Origin of the sequence: Pseudomonas sp. NFACC46-3 (assembly GCF_900114515.1) — a bacterium.
Taxonomy (GTDB): Bacteria; Pseudomonadota; Gammaproteobacteria; order Pseudomonadales; family Pseudomonadaceae; genus Aquipseudomonas; species Aquipseudomonas fluorescens_Q.
In genome coordinates this window covers 1-22,545 of sequence record NZ_FOTH01000013.1, presented here as the reverse complement: position 1 = coordinate 22,545, position 22,545 = coordinate 1, and the positions used below count along the sequence as shown (strand labels likewise).

Sequence of the window (22,545 nt, the reverse complement as noted above, 5' to 3'; positions counted from 1 at the left end):
CGTTCCGCTTTGTTTGTGGGATCTTTCTGCCCCTGAGCCAGACAGTTCCTACTTCTGCTCGCTTTGCGGCGTCACCCGCAGCACTTCCTCGACCGTGGTCAAGCCCGCCGCCACCTTTTGCGCCCCCGACAGGCGCAGGCTGCGCATGCCTTCCTTGAATGCCTGGCGGCGTACCGCCAGCAGGTCGGTGTCGGGGTGGATCAAGGCCTTGACGCTGTCGGTCAGTTGCATGATTTCGTAGACGCCGGCGCGGCCGCGGTAACCGGTGTCACGGCATTCCAGGCAACCGACGGCCTGTTGGGCATTGCTCGGCAGCGGCGCCTGCCAGGGCCTCGTCAGGGTTTGCCAGTCGTCTTCATCCAGGGTCAGGGGGGCCTTGCATTGAGGGCACAGGGTGCGTACCAGCCGCTGGGCCATGACCCCGAGCACGGTGGCCTTGATCAGGTAATGGGGCACACCCAGCTCCAGCAGGCGACTGATGGCGCTCGGCGCGTCGTTGGTGTGCAGCGTCGACAGCACAAGGTGCCCGGTGAGCGCCGCCTGGATCGCCATCTCGGCGGTCTCCAGGTCGCGGATCTCACCGATCATGATGATGTCCGGGTCTTGTCGCATCAGTGCCCGCACCCCGGCGGCGAAGGACAGGTCGATGTTGTGCTGGACCTGCATCTGGTTGAAGGAGGCCTCTACCATTTCAATCGGGTCCTCGATGGTGCAGAGGTTCACTTCCGGCGTCGCCAGTTTCTTGAGCGTGGTGTAGAGGGTGGTGGTCTTGCCGGAACCGGTAGGCCCGGTCACCAGGATGATGCCGTTGGGCTGGCGGGTCATGTCCTGCCAGCGACGCAGGTCGTCGGCGGAGAAGCCGAGTTGGTCGAAATCCTTGAGCAACACTTCCGGGTCGAAAATCCGCATGACCATTTTTTCGCCGAACGCCGTGGGCAAGGTCGACAAACGCAATTCCACTTCGCCGCCATCCGGGGTCTTGGTCTTGACCCGGCCGTCCTGGGGTTTGCGTTTTTCCGCGACGTTCATCCGCCCCAGGCTCTTGAGACGGCTGACGATTGCCATCGTGACCTGCGGCGGGAACTGATAGACGGTGTGCAGCACCCCGTCGATGCGAAACCGTACCGTGCCCTGCTCGCGGCGCGGTTCGATGTGGATATCGCTGGCCCGCTGTTGGAAGGCGTATTGGAACAGCCAGTCGACGATATTGACGATGTGAGCGTCGTTGGCGTCCGGTTCCTGGTCGCTGGCGCCCAGGTTGAGCAACTGTTCGAAATTGCTCAGGTTGCTCGGTTGCTGATCGACCGTGGTGGCGCCGCTGACCGATTTGGCCAGGCGATAGAACTCCACGCTCAAGCGCTGGATGTCCACAGGATTGGCGACCACCCGCTTGATCGGTAGCTTGAGCACGTGGGTCAGGTCGGCTTCCCAACTGTTGACGTAGGGCTGTGCGCTGGCGACGGTGACGGCGTCACGATCGACCGCCACCGCAAGGATCTTGTGACGCTGGGCAAAGGCATAGGACATCAAGGGGGTCACGGCCGCGACGTTGATTTTCAACGGGTCGATGCGCATGTAGGGCTGGTCGGCCTGCTGGGACAACCACAAGGTCAGGTTCTCCAGGTCCAGGCGCTTGCCGGGCCGGCTGAGGTCGTCCAGGTGCTGGTTGGCGATGAACTCCAGCGGATGCAACTGGCTATTGGCGCTGTGGCGTCGGCGGGCGTTCAGCGCGGTTTCGGCTGAATCCTGGCTGATGAGGCCCTGGGTGACCAGTTGGCGCAGCAGATCGTTGAGGTCCAGCCAGCGGTCCTGAGTGGCGTGTTTGGTGGACATGCGGGTTCCTATTGGACAATTGCAGCAAAGCCGCGATACAGACGCTTCGGCGTCCTCGCTCGGTCTGCAAAAGAATAGTCCCGACCCCGTAGACCGTTGGGCCACTACCCGACCAATGCGTTACCAATTCTTGCCCGTGGGCGTTCAGCAGACGGCTTGGGCCGGCCCAACGTGCGCAATATCAGCGTCTTGCAGGTCCACCGAACAGACGCTGATCAGGTTACGTAATTTTTCAGCGATGACCTGGGCACGGTGCCAGCTCAGCCCGTCCATGACGATGTCCAGCGATAGCACATCGCCTGGGCGTTCGACATGAACCTGCTGCGGCGTCAGGCCCTGCAAGGCAAACAGGTTCAACGCCCGACACAGTAAATCCGGCTCGGCTTCGGCCAATATCCGGTACTGCACCCGACAATGGGTATTGGCGGCGTGCCAGACGTCGGCGCGGGTCGGGGCTATGGCAACGGCTTCGAGTGGGGGCATGTTCGGTCTCCTTGATGGCGGGAGAAATATTTACATGCGAGTCGGGGTATTTCTTATCTAAGATGAGTGATTTTGGCGATATTTTGAATCGCTTGATTCTCTAAATCAGTCATTTTGGGTTTGATTATGCACAGCGAATTGGATGGCTACGACCGCAGGATACTGGCGTTGCTGCAGGAGGATGCCTCGCTGTCCAGTGCGCAGATCGCCGAACAGGTCGGCTTGTCTCAATCGCCATGCTGGCGGCGGATCCAGCGGATGAAGGACGAGGGCATCATTCGTGGCCAGGTGACCCTGCTGGATCGCAAGAAAATCGGCCTTAACACGCAAATCTTCGCCGAAATCAAACTCAACGCCCACGGCCGTTCGAACTTCACCGAGTTCACCGAGGCGATCCGCGGCTTCCCCGAAGTACTGGAGTGTTACGTGCTGATGGGGTCGGTGGATTTTCTGTTGCGCATCGTCACGGCGGACATCGAGGCGTATGAGCGATTCTTTTTCGAAAAGCTGTCGATGGTGCCGGGGATCCAGGAAGTGAACTCGATCGTGGCGCTGTCGGAGATCAAGTCGACGACGAGTTTGCCGGTGGTGCGCTGAGTTCTGTGGCGGATGTGCTGGCCCCATCGCGAGCAAGCTCGCTACCACAGTTGATCATCAGCGGCCACTAGATGTGGTTACAACGCTGACCCCCTGTGGGAGCGAGCTTGCTCGCGATGGCGGCGTCACAGGCGCAGCAAAGTCTTCCAAGCCCGATTCTGGTACACCGCAATCGCCTGTTGCTTGCGCGCATCCAGCGTTTCGTCGGTGATCGGTTGGTTGGCCAATTGCGCCAGTTTGTTCAGTTCACCATAGAGGCGATCCATTTCCGGGATCTCCAGCACATGGCGGGCGTGGTGCAGCCAGGCCTGGATGCGTTCGATGCGCGGCAGTTGCTCGGCCAGGTCTTCCGGCTGCTGCTGGTAGCGTTGCAGTTGCAGGGACGACGACTCTTCGCCGAGCAGGCGCGGCAGCCAGCTGCCCAGTTGCGCCGCGCCCTGGCGATTGCCACGGGTGTTGCGCTCGGCGGCCCAGCTGCGAGCCAGCAGCCAGCGTGAAGTGTTGAGGGAAAACAGGCCCCAACGCGGGTCTTGCAGCTCTTCAAGGAACTGCTCCGGTGCCGCTTTGCGCACGTCTTCGTCATCCAGGCCGGCCTGGACCAGTGGGCGCCAGTCTTCCAGCAACGCGTCCAGGGCCAGGCGCAAATCGTGGGTCGATTGGCGCGGCGCGGCCTGGCCGAGGCTGCTGAGCAGGGCACGCAGTTCGGCGAGGTTTTCCACCCAGTCCTGCAGCAGGCGCCAATGGCCGTTGAAACGGTATTGTTCGGCCAGGCGCTGGCTGCTGCCGAGCAGATGCCAGCTCAGCGCGGCGAAGGCGTCATCCAGCGGCGTTTCGGCGGTCAGTTGTGGCGCTGGCAGGCTCAGGGCGTAGCTGCCCGCGTCGTACAGGCGATAGCCACGCTCGGCCTTGCTGATGTCGCAGGGCATCAGGGGCAGGGTCGCGGCCAGCTCGGCGGCCAGTTCCAGCAGGGCGGCGGGTTCGCCTTCGCGCAGTTCCAGCTCCAGTTCGCAGATTTCTTCCTTCTGCTTGCCGACCACCACATGGCCCAGGTCCAGGGCGGCTTCGATGACCACCTTGCTTTTGCCACGGCCCCAGGCAATTTCAGCGCGTTCGCGAACGAAATCGGTGGTGAAGATGGCCTTGAGGGTTTTCTTGTCCAGTTCGGCCAAGGCCTCTGGCCAGCATTCGCCGTCGAGCTTCTTCAGGTCGAGCTTGGCCTTGGGCAGGTGCCAATCGTACTCGTTGCGCTCGGACAGGCCGGCGACGCTTTGGCCGCGGGTCTTGAGGGTCTGGATCACTTCTTCGCCATCGCGACGCAGGCGCAGGGCGACCTTGGCCCGGGCCAGGTCACGCTCCGGCGTGTCGAAATACTGGTTCATCAGTTCGTGGCGTTCCCAGCCACTCTTGTTGCGTTTTTTCAGCAGCGGGTGCTCGCGCAGGGCTGCCAGGGTCTCGCGGCTGACGCGGAGTTTGATTTCGGTTTCTTTCTGCATGGCCGGAAAATCCAGGGATCGGGTGTGCAGCCGGGGGAAGGTGTGGCTGCCAAGGTCGTGCAGTGTACAGGACTCGCTCATCCTACGCGCCGCGGCGGTTTATTCCTTGCGCCAGATGGTTCTATGATGGACATCAATCTGTAAGCCCGGAGTCAGCGATGCCTTTGCCGTCCATGAAAGATCAATTCGCTGCCCTGATCGCCGCCCCTTCGGTCAGTTGTACTCAGCCGGGGCTGGACCAGTCCAACAGTGCCGTGATCGAGCTGCTGGCGGGTTGGCTCGGCGACCTTGGATTCTCCTGCGACATCCAGCAGGTCAGCCCCGGCAAATTCAACCTGCTGGCCAGTTTCGGCAGCGGCCCCGGCGGCCTGGTACTGGCTGGCCACAGCGACACGGTGCCGTTCGACGGCGCGTTGTGGCAGACCGATCCGCTGAAGCTCACCGAGGTCGATGGCCGCTGGGTGGGCCTGGGCAGTTGTGACATGAAGGGTTTTTTCGCCTTGGTCATCGAAGCGGTCAAGCCGCTGCTGGACCAACCGTTCAAGCAACCGCTGCTGATCCTCGCGACCTGCGACGAAGAAAGCTCCATGGCCGGCGCCCGGGCCCTGGCCGATGCCGGGCGACCACTGGGGCGTGCGGCGGTGATCGGTGAGCCGACCGGCCTGCGGCCGATTCGCTTGCACAAAGGCGTGATGATGGAGCGCATCGACATTCTCGGGCGCAGCGGCCATTCCTCCGATCCGAGCCTGGGCCACAGCGCGCTGGAAGCCATGCACGATGCCATGGGCGAACTGCGCGGGCTGCGCCTGCGATGGCAACGTGAGTTCCGTAACCCGCAGTTCACCGTGCCACAACCGACCCTGAACTTCGGCTGCATCCATGGCGGCGACAATCCCAACCGCATCTGCGGCCAATGTTCCATGGAATTCGACCTGCGCCCCCTGCCGGGCATGGACCCGCAAGTGCTGCGGGCGGCGATCCAACAGAAGCTCGACCCCATCGCCGAACGCCATAAAGTCAAGATCGACTACGCACCGCTGTTCCCCGAAGTGCCACCATTCGAGCAGGCCGAAGACTGCGAACTGGTACGGGTGGCCGAGCGACTCACCGGCCATCGTGCCGAAGCAGTGGCGTTCGGCACCGAAGCGCCTTATCTTCAGCGCCTTGGCTGCGAAACCCTGGTGCTTGGTCCTGGCGATATCGCCTGTGCCCACCAGCCGGGTGAGTACCTTGAAATGTCACGTTTGCAACCTACCGTACAGCTGTTGCGTCAGTTGATCGGACATTACTGCCTGACGCCGGTCACCGCCGGCTAAATTGCCCGTATCCGGGCCCGTATTCATGAGGAGAACGCGCGTGTCGCCAAGCCTGTTCCGACGATAACCACCAGCCCGCTGTGCGTTCCGTTTCGTCTTTTTTCGGCTGTTATTTATTACAGGCCCAGGTTCATGCCCGAATACGTCAATTGGCTTCGTCACGCTTCGCCCTACATCAACGCCCACCGCGATTGCACCTTCATCGTCATGCTGCCCGGCGATGGGGTGGAACACCCTAATTTCGGCAACATCGTCCATGACCTGGTGTTGTTGCACAGCCTCGGCGTGCGCCTGGTGCTGGTCCATGGTTCGCGCCCGCAGATCGAAACCCGCCTCGCTGCGCGGGGCCTCACGCCGCATTATCACCACGGCATGCGCATCACCGATGCCGCGACCCTGGAGTGCGTGATCGACGCGGTCGGCCAGCTGCGCATCGCCATCGAGGCCCGCCTGTCCATGGACATGGCGTCCTCGCCCATGCAGGGCTCGCGGCTGCGGGTCGCCAGCGGCAACCTGGTCACTGCGCGTCCCATCGGTGTGCTCGAAGGCGTGGACTATCACCACACCGGTGAAGTGCGCCGGGTCGATCGCAAGGGCATCAATCGGCTGCTGGACGAGCGCTCCATCGTGTTGCTGTCGCCGTTGGGTTATTCCCCCACCGGAGAGATCTTCAACCTGGCCTGTGAAGACGTTGCCACACGGGCCGCCATCGACCTGGCGGCCGACAAGCTGCTGTTGTTCGGCAGCGAGCAGGGGTTGATCGGCGAAGATGGCAGGTTGGTGCGCGAGCTGCGTCCGCAGCAGGTGCCGGCTCATATACAGCGCCTGGGCAGTGACTACCAGGCCGAACTGCTGGATGCGGCGGCCCAGGCCTGCCGTGGCGGCGTGGCCCGTAGCCATATCGTCAGTTACGTCGAAAACGGTGCGCTGCTGGCCGAGCTGTTCACCCGCGATGGCAGCGGGACGCTGGTGGCCCAGGAGCAATTCGAGGTGGTGCGCGAAGCGGCCATCGAAGATGTCGGCGGCCTGCTGGACCTGATCAGCCCGCTGGAAGAGCAGGGAATCCTGGTGCGTCGTTCCCGCGAAGTGCTGGAACGCGAGATCGAACAATTCAGCGTGGTCGAGCGCGAAGGCATGATCATCGCCTGCGCGGCGTTGTACCAGATCGCCGATTCGGATGCCGGGGAACTGGCCTGCCTGGCGGTGAACCCGGAATACCGCCACGGTGGCCGGGGCGATGAACTGCTGGAGCGAATCGAAACCCGGGCCCGCGCCCAGGGGCTCAAGACGCTGTTCGTGCTGACGACCCGGACCGCCCACTGGTTCCGCGAACGTGGTTTCGAGCCCAGCAGCGTCGAGCGCCTGCCGGCGGCGCGGGCGTCGCTCTACAACTATCAGCGTAATTCGAAAATCTTTGAAAAGGCCTTGTAACCCCCTGGTCATTCCTACCTGCGGGGGACTGTCGCAGGTTGCGTCTTTTTGATTTCAAACAATGAATCGTCAGACGCATAGCGATCAAGATCGCAACCTTCGCAGTTCCCGGCGCGTAGCCAATGAGTATCTAGGGCAGGCCTCTACGCCGGGGATTTCCTTTCTGGGAGGTCCCGACAGAAAACCATTCAGTAATCAGCAGGCTGGCCGATACGCCGGGTCACGGTTGACGAAGCTTTGATGGCGGCTATATTTCCAAACGAGCTGAAAACTGTTGAAACAATTCTTTTTGGGATTATAAAAAATCCATTATCCTGCGGGCCGGTGTAGAGGGGTTAGACCATAGTCGTAGTCATAAATGCTTACGATTGACTTGTCAGTCACGGTCTGGCGCTAATCGCGCATCCGCGGAATCCGGGCGTTCGATCCGGAGCCAAAGACACACAAGAATTAGAAAACGAGAGGAGCGAAGCATGAACAAGTCCACCTTGGCCCTGGCAGTGGCCGTTGGGGTTCTGGCGCAGCAGGCAGGCGCCGCTGGTTTTATCGAGGACAGCAAGGCGTCTGTCAGTTCCCGTACGTTGTACTTTGATAACGATAACCGCGAAGGCGGTGCCGACCAGCGTGAAACCGCTACTGGCCTGAAGTTCGACTACAAGTCCGGCTTCACTCAAGGCGTCGTGGGTTTTGGTATTGATGCCCAGGCATTGGTGGGGATCCATCTCGATGGTGGTAAAGGCCAACACCCCAACAGCAATACCTTCGTCCCAAGCGACACCGATGGCTCCGCCGTGCACAACTGGAGCCGTCTGTCGGGCAACGTCAAGGCGCTGTTCTCCAAGACCGAAGCCCACCTGGGTGGTGCCCTGGCGCCTAACCTGCCAATCCTGGTCGCCAGCGACGGTCGTCTGCTGCCGCAAACCTTCGAAGGTGGCACCATCACCTCCAAGGACCTGGACAACGTAACGTTCAACGCCGGCCAACTGGAACATGCTGTTGGTCGTGCATCGAGCAACCGTACCGGCTTGGCAGTCTCTGGTGGTACCGAGGAAAGCAATCAATTCCGCTACGCCGGTGCTGATTGGAAGGTCACCAAAGACCTGACCCTGCAGTACTACTACGCCAACCTGCAGGATTACTACAAGCAGCACTTCCTGGGTGCTGTACATGTTTTCCCGATCAGCGAAGGCCAGTCGTTCAAGACAGACCTGCGTTACTTCGACAGCAGCTCGGATGGCCGCAACGGCGATGCGGGTTATGATTTCGATAACAACGGTGGCTATGCCAAAGAACAGGGTGTGGTCGATAACAAAACCTGGAGCGCCATGTTCACCTACTCCCTGGGTGGCAGTGCCTTCATGTTGGGGCACCAGCAAGTCGGTGATGACGGTGGTTTTGTTTACCTGAACCAGGGCAGCGTGCTTGACGGCAACGGCAACAATGAAGGTGCCGGTGGTTCGAGCTTCTACCTGTTCACCGATAGCATGATCAACGGATTCGTCCGCGCCGGTGAAAACACCACCTTCGGTCAATACTCCTATGACTTCACCGGTCTGGGCGTTCCTGGCCTGAAAGCCGCTGTCGCCTACTTGCATGGTGAAAACATCAAGTCCACGACCGGTGGAAGCGATTCGTCCGAGTGGGAACGCGACATGCGCTTGGATTACGTCGTCCAGCAAGGTGCTCTGAAAGGTTTCGGCACCACCCTGCGTCACGGTTCTTACCGCGGCACCGGTAGTGGTTCCGGCGCTGACCGGGATCAGACCCGCCTGATCTTCAACTACACTTACAACTTCATGTAAGACGTAGCGAAGTAAAAAAAGCCCCGCCCGGCAGTACGCCGGGCGGGGCTTTTGCGTTTTTGGGGCACGTAGCAGGTTTCGCCCCGTGCTCCCACCGTTATCGCGTGGATTCCGACGCGTCCTTACGCAGGATGAACGCGCTGAACGCCAGGAAATCCCCCAAGTGCTGGGTAATGATCGCAACCATGATCGGCAGTTGCAGAGCTTGATAGTCATGCACGGCGATGTTCCTGAAGCCCACCATGTTCTTCAGGTTTTTCACCAAACCTTCTTCCACCCAGCCACTTTGGAAAAGCAACTCGAACACATCCCGGGAGCTTTGCGGGACACCCAACCGCTCACGTCGAATCAAATGCTGCCCTATATCCAGCGCCGCTTTACATGCACGCTGGATATTCAGAACAGCCGAATCCTGGCGAGTGAAATCGGTGGCAAATGTAGCGGGATCCTTCTCGTATTCCTCCCGCACCCGGGCGATACAACGCTCGATACTCGCTGCCTTGTTGATCAGTACGTCATCGGCCATACACGCTGCCTTCTTCCTGAATATCCTTGAGCAAGCCTGCCCGAGCCTCGTCGAGAGCGGTCTTTTCGCTGAGAACAAAACACTCGAACAACCCCGCCTGTACGTCGCGGGCCCAGAGTCTCTGGCCTCGGGTCACGATCTGATATTGCATGACGGTGGTTGTCGCACGTAGGTCAATCAGATCCACCGGACTGCCAGCGATATCTGCCAAATCCCCTGAAAGCTGCCATAACGACACAGGGTCAACCTCGCCGGACAAGAGCACAGCCATATCGACATCACTGTCAGCTCCGGCGGTTCCCTGTGCATGGCTACCGAACAGGTATACCGCGAGTAAATCGGGCAAGTGATTTTGCAGATGGATCAACAAGGCTTGAGTGTTCATGCTGCCTATCCTGGCTTATCTTGAGATCGGATCAATAATTTACGGCTTAGGATGCAAGTAACCCGACAAAGAACGGCCTATAAAGACTGATCTGTATGGGTGGCCGCCTCAATGGGAAGTCGAGCTTGTAAAGATCGACTCTTTAAGGAGTTTCTAGCTACGATCAGAAGTTTTCACGCCATAGGCTTGTTGATTGTGATGCTTCTGTTTTACTTAATTGTGAGTTTAATTGGTTTTTTTGTTGTGGGGCCGCGCAAGGCATATTACTCAGTGGGTCTGTGGTTGGTCGTGGGAAATTTCCTGCGGGCTATTATGTTGCAAGCGTAGGATGTTTTTTTATCGTTGGAAGAGTCGAGTTTTGGTGGTAGACGATGAGGTTCTACTGGGTAAATTAATGACTTGAGAAGGATGGCTTTCTAAGGAAGTGCCGAAAAGGCTCCCGTGCTGTGACAGACGAAGTGAACGGTTAGGGCCGATAAGGCAGATATTTCCTCTGATGCCGAATATACCGGCAAACCTGAACGGAACCAAGGTGAGGTTATCCGAGTTATAAAATCTATGCGTGCGTGTGTCGCAAAGAAATGCACCTATTGCATCGTGTCTATTCCATGAAATTGCGCTTGAGCCTAGGTTTTTCTTCTGTCGGTTTCGTAAATTTGAATGTTCCTGTTCTTAGGTATGAAGTTTGGAGTTGAAAATGATCTATGACGTTGTTGTAGTCGGTAGCGGTGCTATAGGCGGTTCGATTGCTTTTGAGTTAGCGAGTCGAGGATTAAAAGTTTGTAGGGTTGGTGAGACGGATAGGACTAATGCCGCATCCAAAGCAGCGGGTGCGATGAACGGTTGTTTCGGCGAAGTCACCAGCGGGCTGCTTGCTAGTGGACACGGACGTTTGAAACTGGCTATGGATATCCAGGCCAAAGGTATGTGGCCACAATGGGCGCAGAGGCTTGCACAGGCCTCGGGGCTCTTCAACATACTGAGCTCTCCAAGGAGAAACAACTGATGCACGGAGCGGCAACCTCTCTTGCCTTCATTATCAAGGACCGCTCGAAGGGCGCAGCTTTGCTGGTGATCATGCTTCCGGTTCTGTTGGTGACTATCGATAACACGATCCTCAATTTCGCCTTGCCTCAAATCGCTGCTGCACTGAATCCGTCTGCTGCCGAGCAGCTGTGGATGATTGATGCCTACTCTTTGGTGCTAGCGGGGTTACTGGTCACCATGGGCAGTTCTGGAGATCGTTTTGGTCATCGGCGCATGCTTTGCCTAGGCTGTGCCGGGTTCGCTTTAGTGTCGGTTTGTATAGTTTTTTCACAGCAAGCTTGGCACTTGATTGCGGGACGGGCGCTGTTGGGGTGTTTCGGCGCAATGATTCTGCCAGCGACCCTTGCGCTGATTCGCACCGCATTCGAGGATCGTGAAGAACGACGCTTGGCGGTGGCTATCTGGGCAACCTGCCTGACCATCGGGTCGGCATTGGGGCCGTTGCTGGGCGGCGTGCTGTTGCAGTATTTCGATTGGCAATCGGTTTTCCTGGTTGCTCTACCGTTCCTGCTGCCGGTGCTGCTCTTGGTGCCGATGATCACCGAATCGCCACGGCAGTCCGGCAGATCGACTGATTACCTAAGTATCGTATTGAGCTTGGGAGCCATGACGGGCGTGATGCTGGGCCTCAAGCATCTGGCTACGGTTGGCTTCGATGGCCGGGTGTTATTCTGGGCGCTCTCTGGAGTCTTTCTGGGCGTGGTTTTTGTCCGTCGCCAGTTACGGTTGGAACAGCCACTGCTGGATCTTAAGCTATTCGCTTCTTCTGCCTTCAGTGTCTCCATTGTGACGAACCTTGTAAGCCTGGGCTTGTTGATCGGGTTCATTTTCTTTGCCACTCAATTGTTGCAACTGGTATTTGGACTTTCCCCGTTGCTGGCTAGCTTGATACTGGTGCCGGGGCAAATACTGGCGATCATCGCCGGCCTCGCTATCGTGCCTGTGGCGCAAAAAATCGCACCGAACAAGGTCATTACCGGGTGTTTACTAATTGCCGCGGCAGCCTTTTCGGTGATGGCGCTGTTTGCCGCCACTGCTCTGACGGTAGGGCTGGCTTTCGTGTTGCTCAATGTCAGCATTGCTGCAATCACTACAGTGTCCAATGACCTTGTGTTAGGCGCGGTTCCGGCCGACCGCGCCGGTAGTGCCTCGTCCGTCAGTGAGACGGCTTATGAGGTTGGCGTGGTGTTGGGTACCACATTGATTGGTGGGGGCGTAGCGGCTTTGTATCGGTTGTCGTTGGCGATACCCGAGGGAGTGGCCGAAGAAGTAGTGGCTGCAGCAGCAACCCTGGGAGGGGCGCACGCCGTCAGTCAAACTCAGTCTTCCCTTGTGGCAACGCGGATTCTGGAAATGGCCGATGGCGCGTTCAGGGAGGGGGTCATGATGACAAGCGCTCTTATGGCTGGTCTGATTGTGCTGTTTGCGTTGGTTACATACCGTTATCTGCAAGTGCGAAGCTCCCCGGATCCAGTTGAAAATCGACACCCATAGAATCAGACGATGGAGCCTAAGCCACTCATCGCGAGCAAACTTGCTTTCCTAGGGTAATACCTCGGCAAAAAAAGCCCCGCCCGGCAGCACGCCGGGCGGGGCTCTTGCGTTTCGGGTCTGGCCCACCCCTGTAGCCTTCCCCGAACCTTCTCCTCTTTTCAGCAACTCGAGGCCTTCTCGAACCTCGGAAATGATCTTGGGCCGCTATGCGCCAGGGCGCCAGTGAACAGTTTTTTATATTCATTAATGATCTAAATAAATGGGTATTCATTCTTTTTAAAGCAATGAAAACCGGTGCACAGTTGGTCCCACAACAACCATCCAGGAGCCCCACCATGAGCCTCAGACTCGGCGACATCGCCCCCGACTTCGAACAGGATTCCAGCGCCGGCAAGATCCGTTTCCACGAATGGCTCGGTGACAGCTGGGGCGTGCTGTTTTCCCACCCGGCGGATTTCACCCCGGTGTGCACCACCGAGTTGGGCCTGACCGCCAAGCTCAAGGATGAATTCGCCCAGCGCGGGGTCAAGGCCATTGCCCTCTCGGTTGACCCGGTGGACTCGCACCACAAATGGATCGAGGACATCAACGAGACCCAGAACGCCGTGGTCAATTTTCCGATCCTGGCCGATGCCGATCGCAAGGTGTCGGACCTGTACGACCTGATCCATCCCAACGCCAGCGACACGTTGACTGTGCGTTCCTTGTTCGTGATCGACCCGAACAAGAAGATCCGCCTGACCATTACCTACCCGGCCAGCACCGGGCGCAATTTCAATGAGATCCTGCGGGTGATCGACTCGCTCCAATTGACCGACAACTACAAAGTCGCCACCCCGGCCAACTGGCAGGACGGTGATGAAGTGGTGATCGTGCCGTCGCTCAAGGATGAAGAGGAACTCAAGCAGCGCTTCCCCAAGGGTTACCGCGCCGTGAAACCTTACCTGCGCCTGACCCCACAGCCCAATCGCTGAGGCAACACCTGAACCTGATCTGATGATCGTTCCCACGCTTGCGTGGGAACGCCTCAACGGACGCTCCGCGTTCGGCTTTTGGGACGCAGAGCGTCCCTGGCTGCATTCCCACGCAGAGCGTGGGGAACGATCAGTACCTGTGCACCAAGGGTTTTGGCCGTTTCGACGGCCTTTTTTATTGCGCCAAGGAAAAGACATTGCATATCTCAAAATTGCATAACCAAATGAATAAATATGATTTATGGATATATAAATCCCCTGTTATGGTTTGCCCCATACAGCGAGATCGCCCACCGCGAATCGCACGTGACAGTTAAGGAAGGGTAGGCATGTTGGTCGTCTCACTCGGTGGCAGTCCCAGTCAACGCTCCCGCTCCGGGGTGCTGCTGGAGCGGTCGCAACGCTGGTTGCAGCAGCAAGGTGTGGAAGTGGTGAGCTATCAGGTGCGCGACTTCCCGGCCGAAGATCTGCTCCATGCCCGTTTCGACAGCCCTAAGGTCGTCGACCTGCTCCAGCAGATCGAAAATGCCGACGGCCTGTTGATTGCCACGCCGGTGTACAAGGCGTCTTTTTCCGGTGCGCTGAAGACCGTACTGGACTTGCTGCCTGAACGGGCCCTGGCCCATAAGGTGGTGTTGCCGATGGCAACCGGCGGCAGCATCGCCCATATGCTGGCGGTGGATTACGCCCTCAAGCCGGTGTTGTCGGCGCTCAAGGCCCAGGAAATGCTCCATGGGATCTTTGCCGAAGACAGCCAGATCGCTTACGGCGAAGGCAGCGCCCAGGCGCAATTGGCGCCGGCCCTGCAGCAGCGCCTGGACGAGGCGCTGGAACAGTTTTTCAGCGCCATGGCCCGCCGGCCCAGGCCGCTGGACCCCAGTGTATTGAACGAACGTTTGTTGAGTGCTCGCTGGAGCATTTGAACCCCTGACACTCTGATTCAACTCACCTTACTCAGCCGCCAACGGCCCAGCAGGTGCAGCCAAAACCCCACAGCAAAAAGGAGAGGCGCCATGCGCACTGTCATTTTGCGTCGCGGGCTGGTCGCTCTGTTTGCTGCGGCTGTGTCCCTCGGCGTCATTACTCAAGCTCAAGCCGAGACCTTGCGGATCGGTTACCAGAAATACGGCACCCTGGTGCTGCTCAAGGCCAAGGGCTCGTTGGAGAAACGTCTCGCCGCCCAAGGCGTGGACGTGCAATGGACCGAGTTCCCCGGCGGTCCGCAGTTGCTGGAAGGCTTGAACGTCGGCTCCATCGACTTTGGCGTGACCGGCGAAACCCCGCCGGTGTTTGCCCAGGCCGCGGGCGCCGATCTGCTCTATGTCGCTTATGAGCCACCGGCACCCACCAGCGAAGCCATCCTCGTGCCCAAGGGGTCGGCCATCCAGTCGGTGCAAGACCTGAAGGGCAAGAAAGTCGCGCTGAACAAAGGCTCCAACGTCCACTACCTGCTGGTGCGGGCGCTGGAAGATGCCGGCCTGGAATATTCCGACATCCAGACCGTGTTCCTGCCTCCGGCCGACGCCCGCGCCGCTTTCGAGCGTGGCAGCGTCGACGCCTGGGTGATCTGGGACCCGTACCAGGCTGCCGCCGAACAGCAATTGCAGGCACGCACCCTGCGTGACGGCAAGGGCATCGTCGATAACCACCAGTTCTACCTCGCCACCAAACCCTATGCGCAAAAGAATCCTCAGGTCATCACGACGCTGGTGGAAGAGGTGCGCGCAGTGGGGGAGTGGTCCAAGGCCAATCCTGACGACGTGACCAAGCAGGTCTCGCCGCTGCTGGGCCTGCCTGCCGACATCACCCTGACGTCGGTGAAACGCCAAGGCTACGGGGCGTTGTTCCTTACGCCGGAGGTGGTGGCGGCGCAGCAGAAAATCGCCGACAGCTTCTATCAGCTCAAATTGATTCCCAAGCCCTTGAGCATCAAGGACGTGATCTGGACGCCGCCGGCGGCCGTTGCGAAAGCGCAGTAATTCGATCCCTTAGGAGACCACTCCATGAGCCTCAATATTTTCTGGTTCCTGCCTACCCACGGTGACGGCCACTACCTTGGCACCGCCGAAGGCGCCCGCGCCGTCGATCACGGCTACTTGCAACAGATCGCCCAGGCAGCGGATCGACTGGGTTTCGGTGGCGTGCTGATCCCCACCGGGCGTTCCTGCGAGGACTCCTGGCTGGTGGCCGCTTCGTTGATTCCCGTGACCCAGCGCCTGAAATTCCTCGTCGCCCTGCGCCCCGGGATCATTTCCCCGACGGTGGCCGCGCGTCAGGCTGCGACCCTCGACCGGTTGTCCGGCGGGCGGGCGCTGTTCAACCTGGTGACCGGCGGCGACCCGGATGAGTTGGCCGGCGACGGCCTGTTCCTTGACCACGAACAACGCTACCAGGCGTCGGTGGAATTCACTCGTATCTGGCGTCGGGTGCTGGAAGGCGAAACCGTGGATTACGACGGTGAGCACATCAGTGTGAAGGGCGCCAAGCTGCTCTACCCACCGATCCAGCAACCGCGTCCGCCGCTGTATTTCGGCGGCTCGTCGGAAGCCGCCCAGGACTTGGCAGCCGAGCAGGTGGAGATGGTGCTGACCTGGGGCGAGCCGCCAGCAGCCGTCGCGGAAAAAATCCAACAGGTGCGGGCCAAGGCCGCGAAGCTCGGTCGCACCGTACGCTTCGGCATCCGCTTGCATGTGATCGTGCGCGAGACCAATGCCGAGGCCTGGCAAGCGGCCGACCGGCTGATCTCCCACCTGGACGACGAGACCATCGCTCGGGCCCAGGCTTCCCTGGCGCGCTTCGACTCAGTGGGCCAGCAACGCATGGCCGCCCTGCACGGTGGCCGTCGCGACAAGCTGGAAGTCAGCCCCAACCTCTGGGCCGGCGTCGGCCTGGTGCGTGGCGGCGCGGGTACGGCGCTGGTGGGCGATGGCCCGACCGTGGCGGCGCGGGTCAAGGAATACGCCGGGCTTGGCATCGACACCTTCATCTTCTCCGGTTATCCGCACCTGGAAGAGTCCTATCGCGTGGCGGAACTGCTATTCCCCCACCTGGACGTGGAGCGCCCGGAACTGCCGAAAAGCCAAGGTTATGTGAGCCCGTTCGGTGAAATGGTCGCCAACGATATTCTTCCCAAAGCCGCGTCCCAGAGCTGAGGCGGCCATGAAGAAAATCATCCACAACCTCGCGCCCTGGGCGGTGCCGCTGCTATTGCTGGCGGTATGGCAACTGTCGGTGTCGACCGGTTGGTTATCCACGCGGATCCTGCCGGCACCCGTGGCCGTGATCGAGGCCGGGGTCAATCTGGTGCGCAGCGGCGAGATCTGGACGCACCTGGCGATCAGCGGCTGGCGGGCAGCAGTCGGATTCCTGATCGGCGGCGGCATCGGCCTGGCCCTGGGCTTCATCACTGGTTTGTCGAAATGGGGCGAGCGTCTGCTGGACAGTTCCGTGCAAATGCTCCGGAACATCCCGCACCTGGCGCTGATTCCGTTGGTGATCCTGTGGTTTGGCATTGATGAGTCGGCGAAGATTTTCCTGGTGGCGCTGGGGACGTTGTTCCCGATCTACCTCAACACCTACCACGGCATTCGCAACGTCGACCCGGCACTGGTGGAAATGTCCCGCAGCTACGGTTTGTCTGGCTTGCGCCTGTTTCGCCAAGTGATCCTGCCTGGCGCCCTGCCTTCGATCCTGGTGGGCGTGCGCTTTGCCCTGGGTTTCATGTGGCTGACGCTGATCGTGGCGGAAACCATCTCGGCCAGCGCCGGCATCGGCTATCTGGCTATGAATGCCCGGGAGTTCCTGCAGACCGATGTGGTGGTGTTGGCGATTCTTCTCTACGCCGTGCTGGGCAAATTGGCCGACCTTGCCGCCCGTGGGCTTGAGCGGGTCTGGCTGCGTTGGCACCCGGCCTACCAGGTGGACAAGGGAGGTGCCGCATGACCGCCCAACAACCTCCGCGCCTGCGGCGTGGCATCCCGCTGGCAGTGCGCAAGCTGCAAAAAACCTTCGGTACACGCCAGGTGTTGCGTGACATCGACCTGCATATCCCGGCCGGACAGTTCGTGGCCGTGGTCGGTCGCAGTGGCTGTGGCAAAAGTACCTTGCTGCGGTTGCTGGCCGGTCTCGATCAACCCACCGACGGCCAACTGTCGGCGGGCTCGGCAGCGTTGAGTGCCGCGCAACAGGACACGCGGTTGATGTTCCAGGAAGCGCGTTTGCTGCCTTGGAAAAAAGTCATCGACAACGTCGGCCTTGGACTAAAAGGCAACTGGCGCCCGCAGGCGCTGCAAGCACTGGAAGCCGTCGGTTTGGCCGACCGTGCCCATGAGTGGCCGGCGGCGCTGTCCGGCGGGCAGAAACAACGAGTGGCCCTGGCCCGCGCGCTGATTCATCAGCCACGCCTGTTGCTGCTCGATGAACCCTTGGGGGCGCTGGACGCACTGACCCGCATCGAGATGCAGCAACTGATCGAAAATCTCTGGCAGCAGCACGGCTTCACGGTGTTGCTGGTGACCCACGATGTTAGCGAGGCGGTAGCGATTGCCGATCGGGTGATCCTGATCGAGGCCGGCCAGATCGGCCTCGACTTGCCTATCGACCTGCCGCGCCCACGGGTTCGCGGCTCTCATCGCCTGGCGAGCCTGGAAACCGAAGTCCTCAACCGCGTGCTGTCCTTGCCTGGCCAACCGCCGGAACCCGAACCTGTTTCACCCTTGCCCACGCAGTTGCGTTGGGCGCAATAACTTCATCCATACAGGAATCGACACCATGACTATCAAAGCCATCAACGTACGCAACCAGTTCAAAGGCACCATCAAGGAAATCGTCGAAGGCGACGTGCTGTCGGAAATCGACGTGCAGACCGCGTCGGGCATCGTCACATCGGTCATCACCACCCGCTCGGTCAAGGAGCTGGAGCTGGCGATTGGCAGCGAAGTGATTGCCTTCGTCAAATCCACCGAGGTGTCGATCGCCAAGTTGTGAGCGATGGTTCATCCGCAGCCCCGGACGGCGTGAGCTCTTCGGGGCTTTTACTTGCAGTCAACTCTTGCTCAGCCAGCCTTTTCGTCGAGATAAGACGCGGAATGTTGTGCCATTCGCGATAAGGCGTATTCGTTCGCCAACCGTAAGTAGCAAGGCAACTGGCGCGTCGAGAAAGATCAAGTTCGTCGACGAGCCAGTAAGCACTTTCAACTAGCGCAGCCAACCCTTGCGCTTGATATAAACAAGCGGGAGAACCGCAGCCGAAAGTGTCAGCCCCATTGAATAGATGAAACCGTGCTCCCACGAAAGCTCCGGCATTACCGCGAAGTTCATGCCGTAGAACGTGCCAACCAGGGTGGGCGGCAGGAAAACGGCGGTGATGATGGTGAACACCTTGACGATTTGGTTCTGTTTTATGTTGAGAATGTTCGTCACGGCATTTTGCAGGTACCGTACTTTTTCGTGTTCGAAGTAGGCATGCTCCTTGACGCCCGCAACGTCGGCTGTGAGTTCATTCACAAGGCCCTGCAAATCAGCTTCGGTGGTGTTGTCCACCTCGCTGCTCAGGTATCGCACTGTGCGTGCAAGCGAGAGTTGTGCCTCAATACAGAGAGAGATCAGCTCTTCCTTGTCGTTGAGTGCGCGCATCGTTTCGATCAGGTCCGGTACGCCCAACTCCTTACCATTCGCGTTGTAGCCATCGGAGATTTCGGAGATATCCTCGGTACTCCTCTCCAACTCGTCGGCAATACGGTCGATGACAGCGTCAGCGCCGTCGTTGGCCATCTGTAGTAACACTCGAAGTATTGCCTTCGGACTTTGGGTATTGGCCGGCTTTCGGCGCAAGCGCTGAAGGGCGACATCAAAAGGGCGGAAGTGCGCGTCATCGCAGAGAATCGCTACCACCTGCTCACCCAAGACAAAGGTCACGCCTCCAAAATGCGGGGTCCCGCTTGCATCCAATGCAAGCAGTTTCGAGCGCATGTACAGAAAATGACCATCCTCTATGACGCTACTGTTTTTCGGGGCGGTTTCGATGCCAAAACGCTGTTGTAGATTCGCGCTTTCTTCGACCGTTGGTGCGTTTACCTCAAGCCAAACGACCTCATGATCATGCTCCGGCTGAGGTAACCCCTGAGCGATGGAAAGTGTTGCGTGATTGTTGATAATGCTGCGGATCATGTCTGATTACTCGTAGATGGGGCATTGTATGAGCAATGCCCTACTTGGACGTTGGATTGAGCTCGCTGTGGGAAGGCGAGGTTGATGATGTCGTGGTTTCCTGGTCCGGTGGCTGCATGTAGTGCACCGCCGTCATGACTATTGCGAGCACCAGATACAACACGATCACCGCAACGATCACTTCGTTCTCAAGGCTGGTGCGGTTTGGCGGCTTCTTTTTCATGGCAAGCTCCTGGGTTCGTCTTTACGGAGGGGGAATAAAACCGGAGGACGAGTTGCTGGTGTCTCCGGTGTGTGCTGACGCCGACGGTGCGGCGTATATCGGCAGGGTGTTTACTCGTCTTGCAGATTGCTGTTGAGCAGTTGCCAACGTACAGAACTCACCCCTTTTTCCAGGCTCACCCGGCTGGCCAACTGTTCCAGTTGTGCCGGGCTTGCGGGCGTGCCGATAAGTTCAGCGCGTACTTCGAGTTTGTCCGGGTTGGCCAAGTCTTCACTGTGCAGTGATTGCAAGCGCAGCGCGCTTCCGCTCAAGCCATGCAGGACGAGGGTGCGCACATGCACTTCATCCTCCGCCCGGCAGACAATGTTGAAAGTAAAGCGCTGATCAACTTCAACGGCGGCGGCTGCGCCCTGGCGATTGATGCGCTGGGCGGCCTCGCGTAGGAGGATGTTGGCGCAGAGCACCACCAGCGTTCCGATGGCGGCCTCCAGCATATGTCCCATGCCTGACAAAATGCCTATTGCAGCGGAGCACCAAAGCGTCGCGGCAGTATTGAGACCCCGCACATTCAGGCCTTCGCGCATAATCACGCCGGCACCCAGAAAGCCAATGCCTGAAACGACTTGAGCGGCTATCCGCGCGGCTCCCGAGCTGTCACCGGTGGCGGTAAGTAGTGAAACCATGACGAACAAGGCCGCGCCGGTCGAAACCAGGGCATTGGTACGCAATCCAGCCAGACGCTGGCGTAGTTGACGTTCGGCACCTACCAGGGCGCCTAGAGTGAGCGCGACGGTCACGCGCAGAAAAAAGATTGTCCAATCCATTATTCACTTCCATACCGACGATTTGTTCGCAGAGCGAACAGAGTTTTGGGAATGGATCGCGAAGGCTGAGCGAAGGCCCACAGATGCGCTAAGCACTTGCGTGCTGGCACTGGGCGAGTTCATGGGGAAGGAGGCTTTGAATCCCGAGCCGGGACCGAAATACCACTATCCGCCGTAAGACGGCAAGACAGTGGCAGAGAGGGGTTCTGCTGGACTAGCTTGCCGTTTTAGCCTGTCGTGATCGACTGGGGTAACTGTCCAAGACTGGACTCCTGTGTGGACTAAAAAGCGGGGGCGAAAGTAAATTCTTTAGATGCAGAAATCAAGAAACAGCCGGGGGGGATTTGTTTCAGTTCGCGTCAGACATTGTCCCCCGGTCGCTATCACCACCCGCTCGGTCAAGTAGCTGTAATTGGCCATCGGCAACGAAGTGATTGCCTTCGTCAAATCCACCGAGGTGTCGATCGCCAAGTTGTGAGCGATGGTTCACCCGCAGCCCCGGACGGTGTGAGCTCTTCGGGGCTTTTTTGTTTTTTGGGCCCTGGCTGCATTGTTGATCGTTCCCACGCTCTGCGTGGTAATGGCTCTACGGACGCTCCGCGTTCGGCTCTTTGGGGACGCGGAGCGTCCCTGGCTGCATTCCCACGCGGAGCGTCACTAGTGTCCGGTAAAAACTGAAGGGGGAGCTTGCTCCCCCTTGCTGTGCCTGCGTCTTAAGCAATAATCAGGTTTTTCAGACTCGATTTTCGCCCATGTTCAGCAGCACGCGATTTGCACAAATGCTCCAGGCCCTTCCTCATCAGCTCTTCAAGGCAGCCGTCAAACGCTGTGGTGCTGATCGTTACGCTAAGCAGTTCACTTCCTGGGATCTACTTATCACGCTGATTTACGGTCAGCTTGTCCAAGCTAAAAGCTTGCGCACGTTGGCGACAGCTTCACAGTCGCTGGAACCCCATCGTTATCACCTAAACGCCAAGAACATGGTGCGTTCAACCCTTTGCGATGCCTTGAGTAAGCGCAGCTCTGAACCGTTTCGCCTGGCCTGCGAGCACCTGCTTCAAGGTGTTGGTCGCAAACAGCGCAAGTCGCTCGAAGCGATGATCACCTTGATCGATTCGACCTCAATCAGCCTGCGTGGACCCGGTTTTGACGAATGGACCACCGCGACGAAAACCCGCATAACTCAAGGCCTGAAGGTGCATGTGGCAATCGATCCACGGCAAACAGCCCCGACTTACGTGAACATCACCGCCGCCAACGTCAACGATCTGAGCGATGCCCTGACCATGCCTCTTGAAGCGGGTATGACATACGTTTTCGATAAGGGTTACTGCGACTACAACTGGTGGTACCAGATCGATCAGTTGGGCTCTTTCTTCGTCACACGGCTGAAAAAAAACGCCAACCTGAAGCAGGTAGAAAGCTTGAGAAAAGACGATGCACCGGAATTCATTGAGGCAGACGAATCGGTGCTGTTCGGTAAGAAATACCTGAACACTCGACGTCCGAATCACTATCAGGATCAGGCTGTGCGCCGGATTCAGGTTCGTCGAGACGACCATGAAACGCCACTGGTGCTGGTTACCAATGACTTCTCTCGCTCAGCTGAGGAGGTCGCTGATCTGTACAAACAACGTTGGCAGATCGAGTTGTTTTTCAAGTGGATCAAGCAAAACCTCAAGTTAAAACGATATTTCGGCTTCTCCGAAAATGCCGTTCGTCTGCAGATCTACAGCGCCTTGATTACCTACCTTTTGCTGCACCTTTATCAGCACCGCTCAGGATGTTCGGGGCCTATTTCAGACTTTGCTATTAGGCTGACCCACAGCTTGTTCGAACGCCCATTGAGCATCGAACGCCTTGAAGACCGAAGGCAGAAGCAAACAGAGCTGAAGGCTACCCAAGGTAACCTTCAGCTCTGAAAAGATTTTACCGGACACTAGTGACGC

Annotated in this window: 22 protein-coding genes and 1 pseudogene; 15 read left to right on the top strand and 8 right to left on the bottom strand. The window is 58.8% G+C overall.

Annotated features, from left to right (window positions below; translation table 11 throughout):
- Positions 1 to 48 precede the first annotated feature (48 nt).
- Positions 49 to 1,833 carry a type IV pilus assembly ATPase TfpB gene (locus tag BM300_RS14755; protein ID WP_092149144.1) on the bottom strand — a complete coding sequence of 595 codons (1,785 nt, stop codon included), beginning with the start codon at positions 1,831 to 1,833 and terminating at the stop codon, positions 49 to 51.
- Positions 1,834 to 1,977: 144 nt separating this feature from the next.
- Complete coding sequence (locus BM300_RS14750; protein WP_092149141.1) at positions 1,978 to 2,316, bottom strand: hypothetical protein; 339 nt, start codon at positions 2,314 to 2,316, stop codon at positions 1,978 to 1,980.
- Positions 2,317 to 2,442: 126 nt separating this feature from the next.
- Between BM300_RS14750 and BM300_RS14745 the strand changes: the two genes are divergently transcribed.
- On the top strand, positions 2,443 to 2,913 hold the full coding sequence (locus tag BM300_RS14745; protein WP_063323885.1) for an Lrp/AsnC family transcriptional regulator: 471 nt from the start codon (positions 2,443 to 2,445) through the stop codon (positions 2,911 to 2,913).
- A 125-nt stretch (positions 2,914 to 3,038) separates the two neighbouring features.
- Here BM300_RS14745 and BM300_RS14740 read toward each other — a convergent pair whose 3' ends face one another.
- The gene (locus BM300_RS14740; RefSeq protein WP_063325205.1) at positions 3,039 to 4,406 is read right to left on the bottom strand and encodes a CYTH domain-containing protein; all 1,368 of its coding nucleotides are present in this window, start codon (positions 4,404 to 4,406) and stop codon (positions 3,039 to 3,041) included.
- Between the two features lie 158 nt (positions 4,407 to 4,564).
- Between BM300_RS14740 and argE the strand changes: the two genes are divergently transcribed.
- The 3 genes from argE to BM300_RS14725 all read left to right on the top strand — a co-directional run bounded on the left by argE (position 4,565) and on the right by BM300_RS14725 (position 8,955).
- A complete protein-coding gene (gene argE, locus BM300_RS14735; protein WP_063323886.1) occupies positions 4,565 to 5,722 on the top strand; it encodes an acetylornithine deacetylase in 1,158 nt (385 codons plus the stop codon).
- Positions 5,723 to 5,854: 132 nt separating this feature from the next.
- Positions 5,855 to 7,153: an amino-acid N-acetyltransferase gene (gene argA / locus BM300_RS14730; RefSeq protein WP_063323887.1), complete on the top strand. Its 1,299-nt coding sequence runs from the start codon at positions 5,855 to 5,857 to the stop codon at positions 7,151 to 7,153.
- Between the two features lie 473 nt (positions 7,154 to 7,626).
- Positions 7,627 to 8,955 (top strand): OprD family outer membrane porin, encoded by a 1,329-nt coding sequence (locus BM300_RS14725; RefSeq protein WP_092221326.1) that lies wholly within the window; start codon positions 7,627 to 7,629, stop codon positions 8,953 to 8,955.
- 97 nt (positions 8,956 to 9,052) lie between these two features.
- On the opposite strand, the gene BM300_RS14720 is transcribed toward BM300_RS14725, so the two are convergent.
- A complete protein-coding gene (locus BM300_RS14720) occupies positions 9,053 to 9,481 on the bottom strand; it encodes a type VII toxin-antitoxin system HepT family RNase toxin (protein ID WP_092221331.1) in 429 nt (142 codons plus the stop codon).
- Positions 9,471 to 9,866: a type VII toxin-antitoxin system MntA family adenylyltransferase antitoxin gene (locus BM300_RS14715; protein ID WP_092221333.1), complete on the bottom strand. Its 396-nt coding sequence runs from the start codon at positions 9,864 to 9,866 to the stop codon at positions 9,471 to 9,473. Before BM300_RS14715 ends, BM300_RS14720 begins: the two co-directional genes overlap by 11 nt.
- Before the next feature lie 697 nt (positions 9,867 to 10,563).
- Here BM300_RS14715 and BM300_RS14710 point away from each other — a divergent pair.
- From BM300_RS14710 to BM300_RS14670, 9 genes are all read left to right on the top strand, one after another.
- Positions 10,564 to 10,872, top strand: a complete 309-nt coding sequence (locus BM300_RS14710) for an FAD-dependent oxidoreductase (protein ID WP_256571625.1) — start codon at positions 10,564 to 10,566, stop codon at positions 10,870 to 10,872.
- Complete coding sequence (locus tag BM300_RS14705) at positions 10,872 to 12,407, top strand: MFS transporter (protein WP_092221336.1); 1,536 nt, start codon at positions 10,872 to 10,874, stop codon at positions 12,405 to 12,407. The genes BM300_RS14710 and BM300_RS14705 overlap by 1 nt, the downstream gene beginning before the upstream one ends.
- A gap of 335 nt (positions 12,408 to 12,742) precedes the next feature.
- Complete coding sequence (locus BM300_RS14700; RefSeq protein WP_024617266.1) at positions 12,743 to 13,381, top strand: peroxiredoxin; 639 nt, start codon at positions 12,743 to 12,745, stop codon at positions 13,379 to 13,381.
- 329 nt (positions 13,382 to 13,710) lie between these two features.
- The gene (gene ssuE, locus BM300_RS14695; protein WP_063323891.1) at positions 13,711 to 14,304 is read left to right on the top strand and encodes an NADPH-dependent FMN reductase; all 594 of its coding nucleotides are present in this window, start codon (positions 13,711 to 13,713) and stop codon (positions 14,302 to 14,304) included.
- 90 nt (positions 14,305 to 14,394) lie between these two features.
- Positions 14,395 to 15,360, top strand: a complete 966-nt coding sequence (locus BM300_RS14690; RefSeq protein ID WP_092149130.1) for a sulfonate ABC transporter substrate-binding protein — start codon at positions 14,395 to 14,397, stop codon at positions 15,358 to 15,360.
- A 24-nt stretch (positions 15,361 to 15,384) separates the two neighbouring features.
- On the top strand, positions 15,385 to 16,533 hold the full coding sequence (ssuD, locus tag BM300_RS14685) for an FMNH2-dependent alkanesulfonate monooxygenase (protein ID WP_092149127.1): 1,149 nt from the start codon (positions 15,385 to 15,387) through the stop codon (positions 16,531 to 16,533).
- A 7-nt stretch (positions 16,534 to 16,540) separates the two neighbouring features.
- Positions 16,541 to 17,323, top strand: a complete 783-nt coding sequence (gene ssuC, locus BM300_RS14680) for an aliphatic sulfonate ABC transporter permease SsuC (protein WP_092149124.1) — start codon at positions 16,541 to 16,543, stop codon at positions 17,321 to 17,323.
- On the top strand, positions 17,320 to 18,126 hold the full coding sequence (ssuB, locus tag BM300_RS14675) for an aliphatic sulfonates ABC transporter ATP-binding protein (protein ID WP_092345181.1): 807 nt from the start codon (positions 17,320 to 17,322) through the stop codon (positions 18,124 to 18,126). The genes ssuC and ssuB overlap by 4 nt, the downstream gene beginning before the upstream one ends.
- Before the next feature lie 25 nt (positions 18,127 to 18,151).
- On the top strand, positions 18,152 to 18,367 hold the full coding sequence (locus BM300_RS14670) for a TOBE domain-containing protein (protein WP_003177394.1): 216 nt from the start codon (positions 18,152 to 18,154) through the stop codon (positions 18,365 to 18,367).
- Positions 18,368 to 18,577: 210 nt separating this feature from the next.
- Here BM300_RS14670 and BM300_RS14665 read toward each other — a convergent pair whose 3' ends face one another.
- From BM300_RS14665 to BM300_RS14655, 3 genes are all read right to left on the bottom strand, one after another.
- Positions 18,578 to 19,549, bottom strand: a complete 972-nt coding sequence (locus BM300_RS14665) for a CorA family divalent cation transporter (RefSeq protein WP_092345183.1) — start codon at positions 19,547 to 19,549, stop codon at positions 18,578 to 18,580.
- 40 nt (positions 19,550 to 19,589) lie between these two features.
- Positions 19,590 to 19,772: a hypothetical protein gene (locus BM300_RS14660; protein WP_092149114.1), complete on the bottom strand. Its 183-nt coding sequence runs from the start codon at positions 19,770 to 19,772 to the stop codon at positions 19,590 to 19,592.
- A gap of 110 nt (positions 19,773 to 19,882) precedes the next feature.
- Positions 19,883 to 20,596 (bottom strand): MgtC/SapB family protein, encoded by a 714-nt coding sequence (locus BM300_RS14655; RefSeq protein WP_092149111.1) that lies wholly within the window; start codon positions 20,594 to 20,596, stop codon positions 19,883 to 19,885.
- Between the two features lie 412 nt (positions 20,597 to 21,008).
- On the opposite strand from BM300_RS14655, the pseudogene BM300_RS30305 reads away from it, so the two are divergent.
- A pseudogene (locus BM300_RS30305) lies at positions 21,009 to 21,074 on the top strand (transporter); the annotation flags it as partial.
- 274 nt (positions 21,075 to 21,348) lie between these two features.
- A complete protein-coding gene (locus BM300_RS14650; protein WP_092462707.1) occupies positions 21,349 to 22,518 on the top strand; it encodes an IS4 family transposase in 1,170 nt (389 codons plus the stop codon).
- Positions 22,519 to 22,545: the final 27 nt, after the last annotated feature.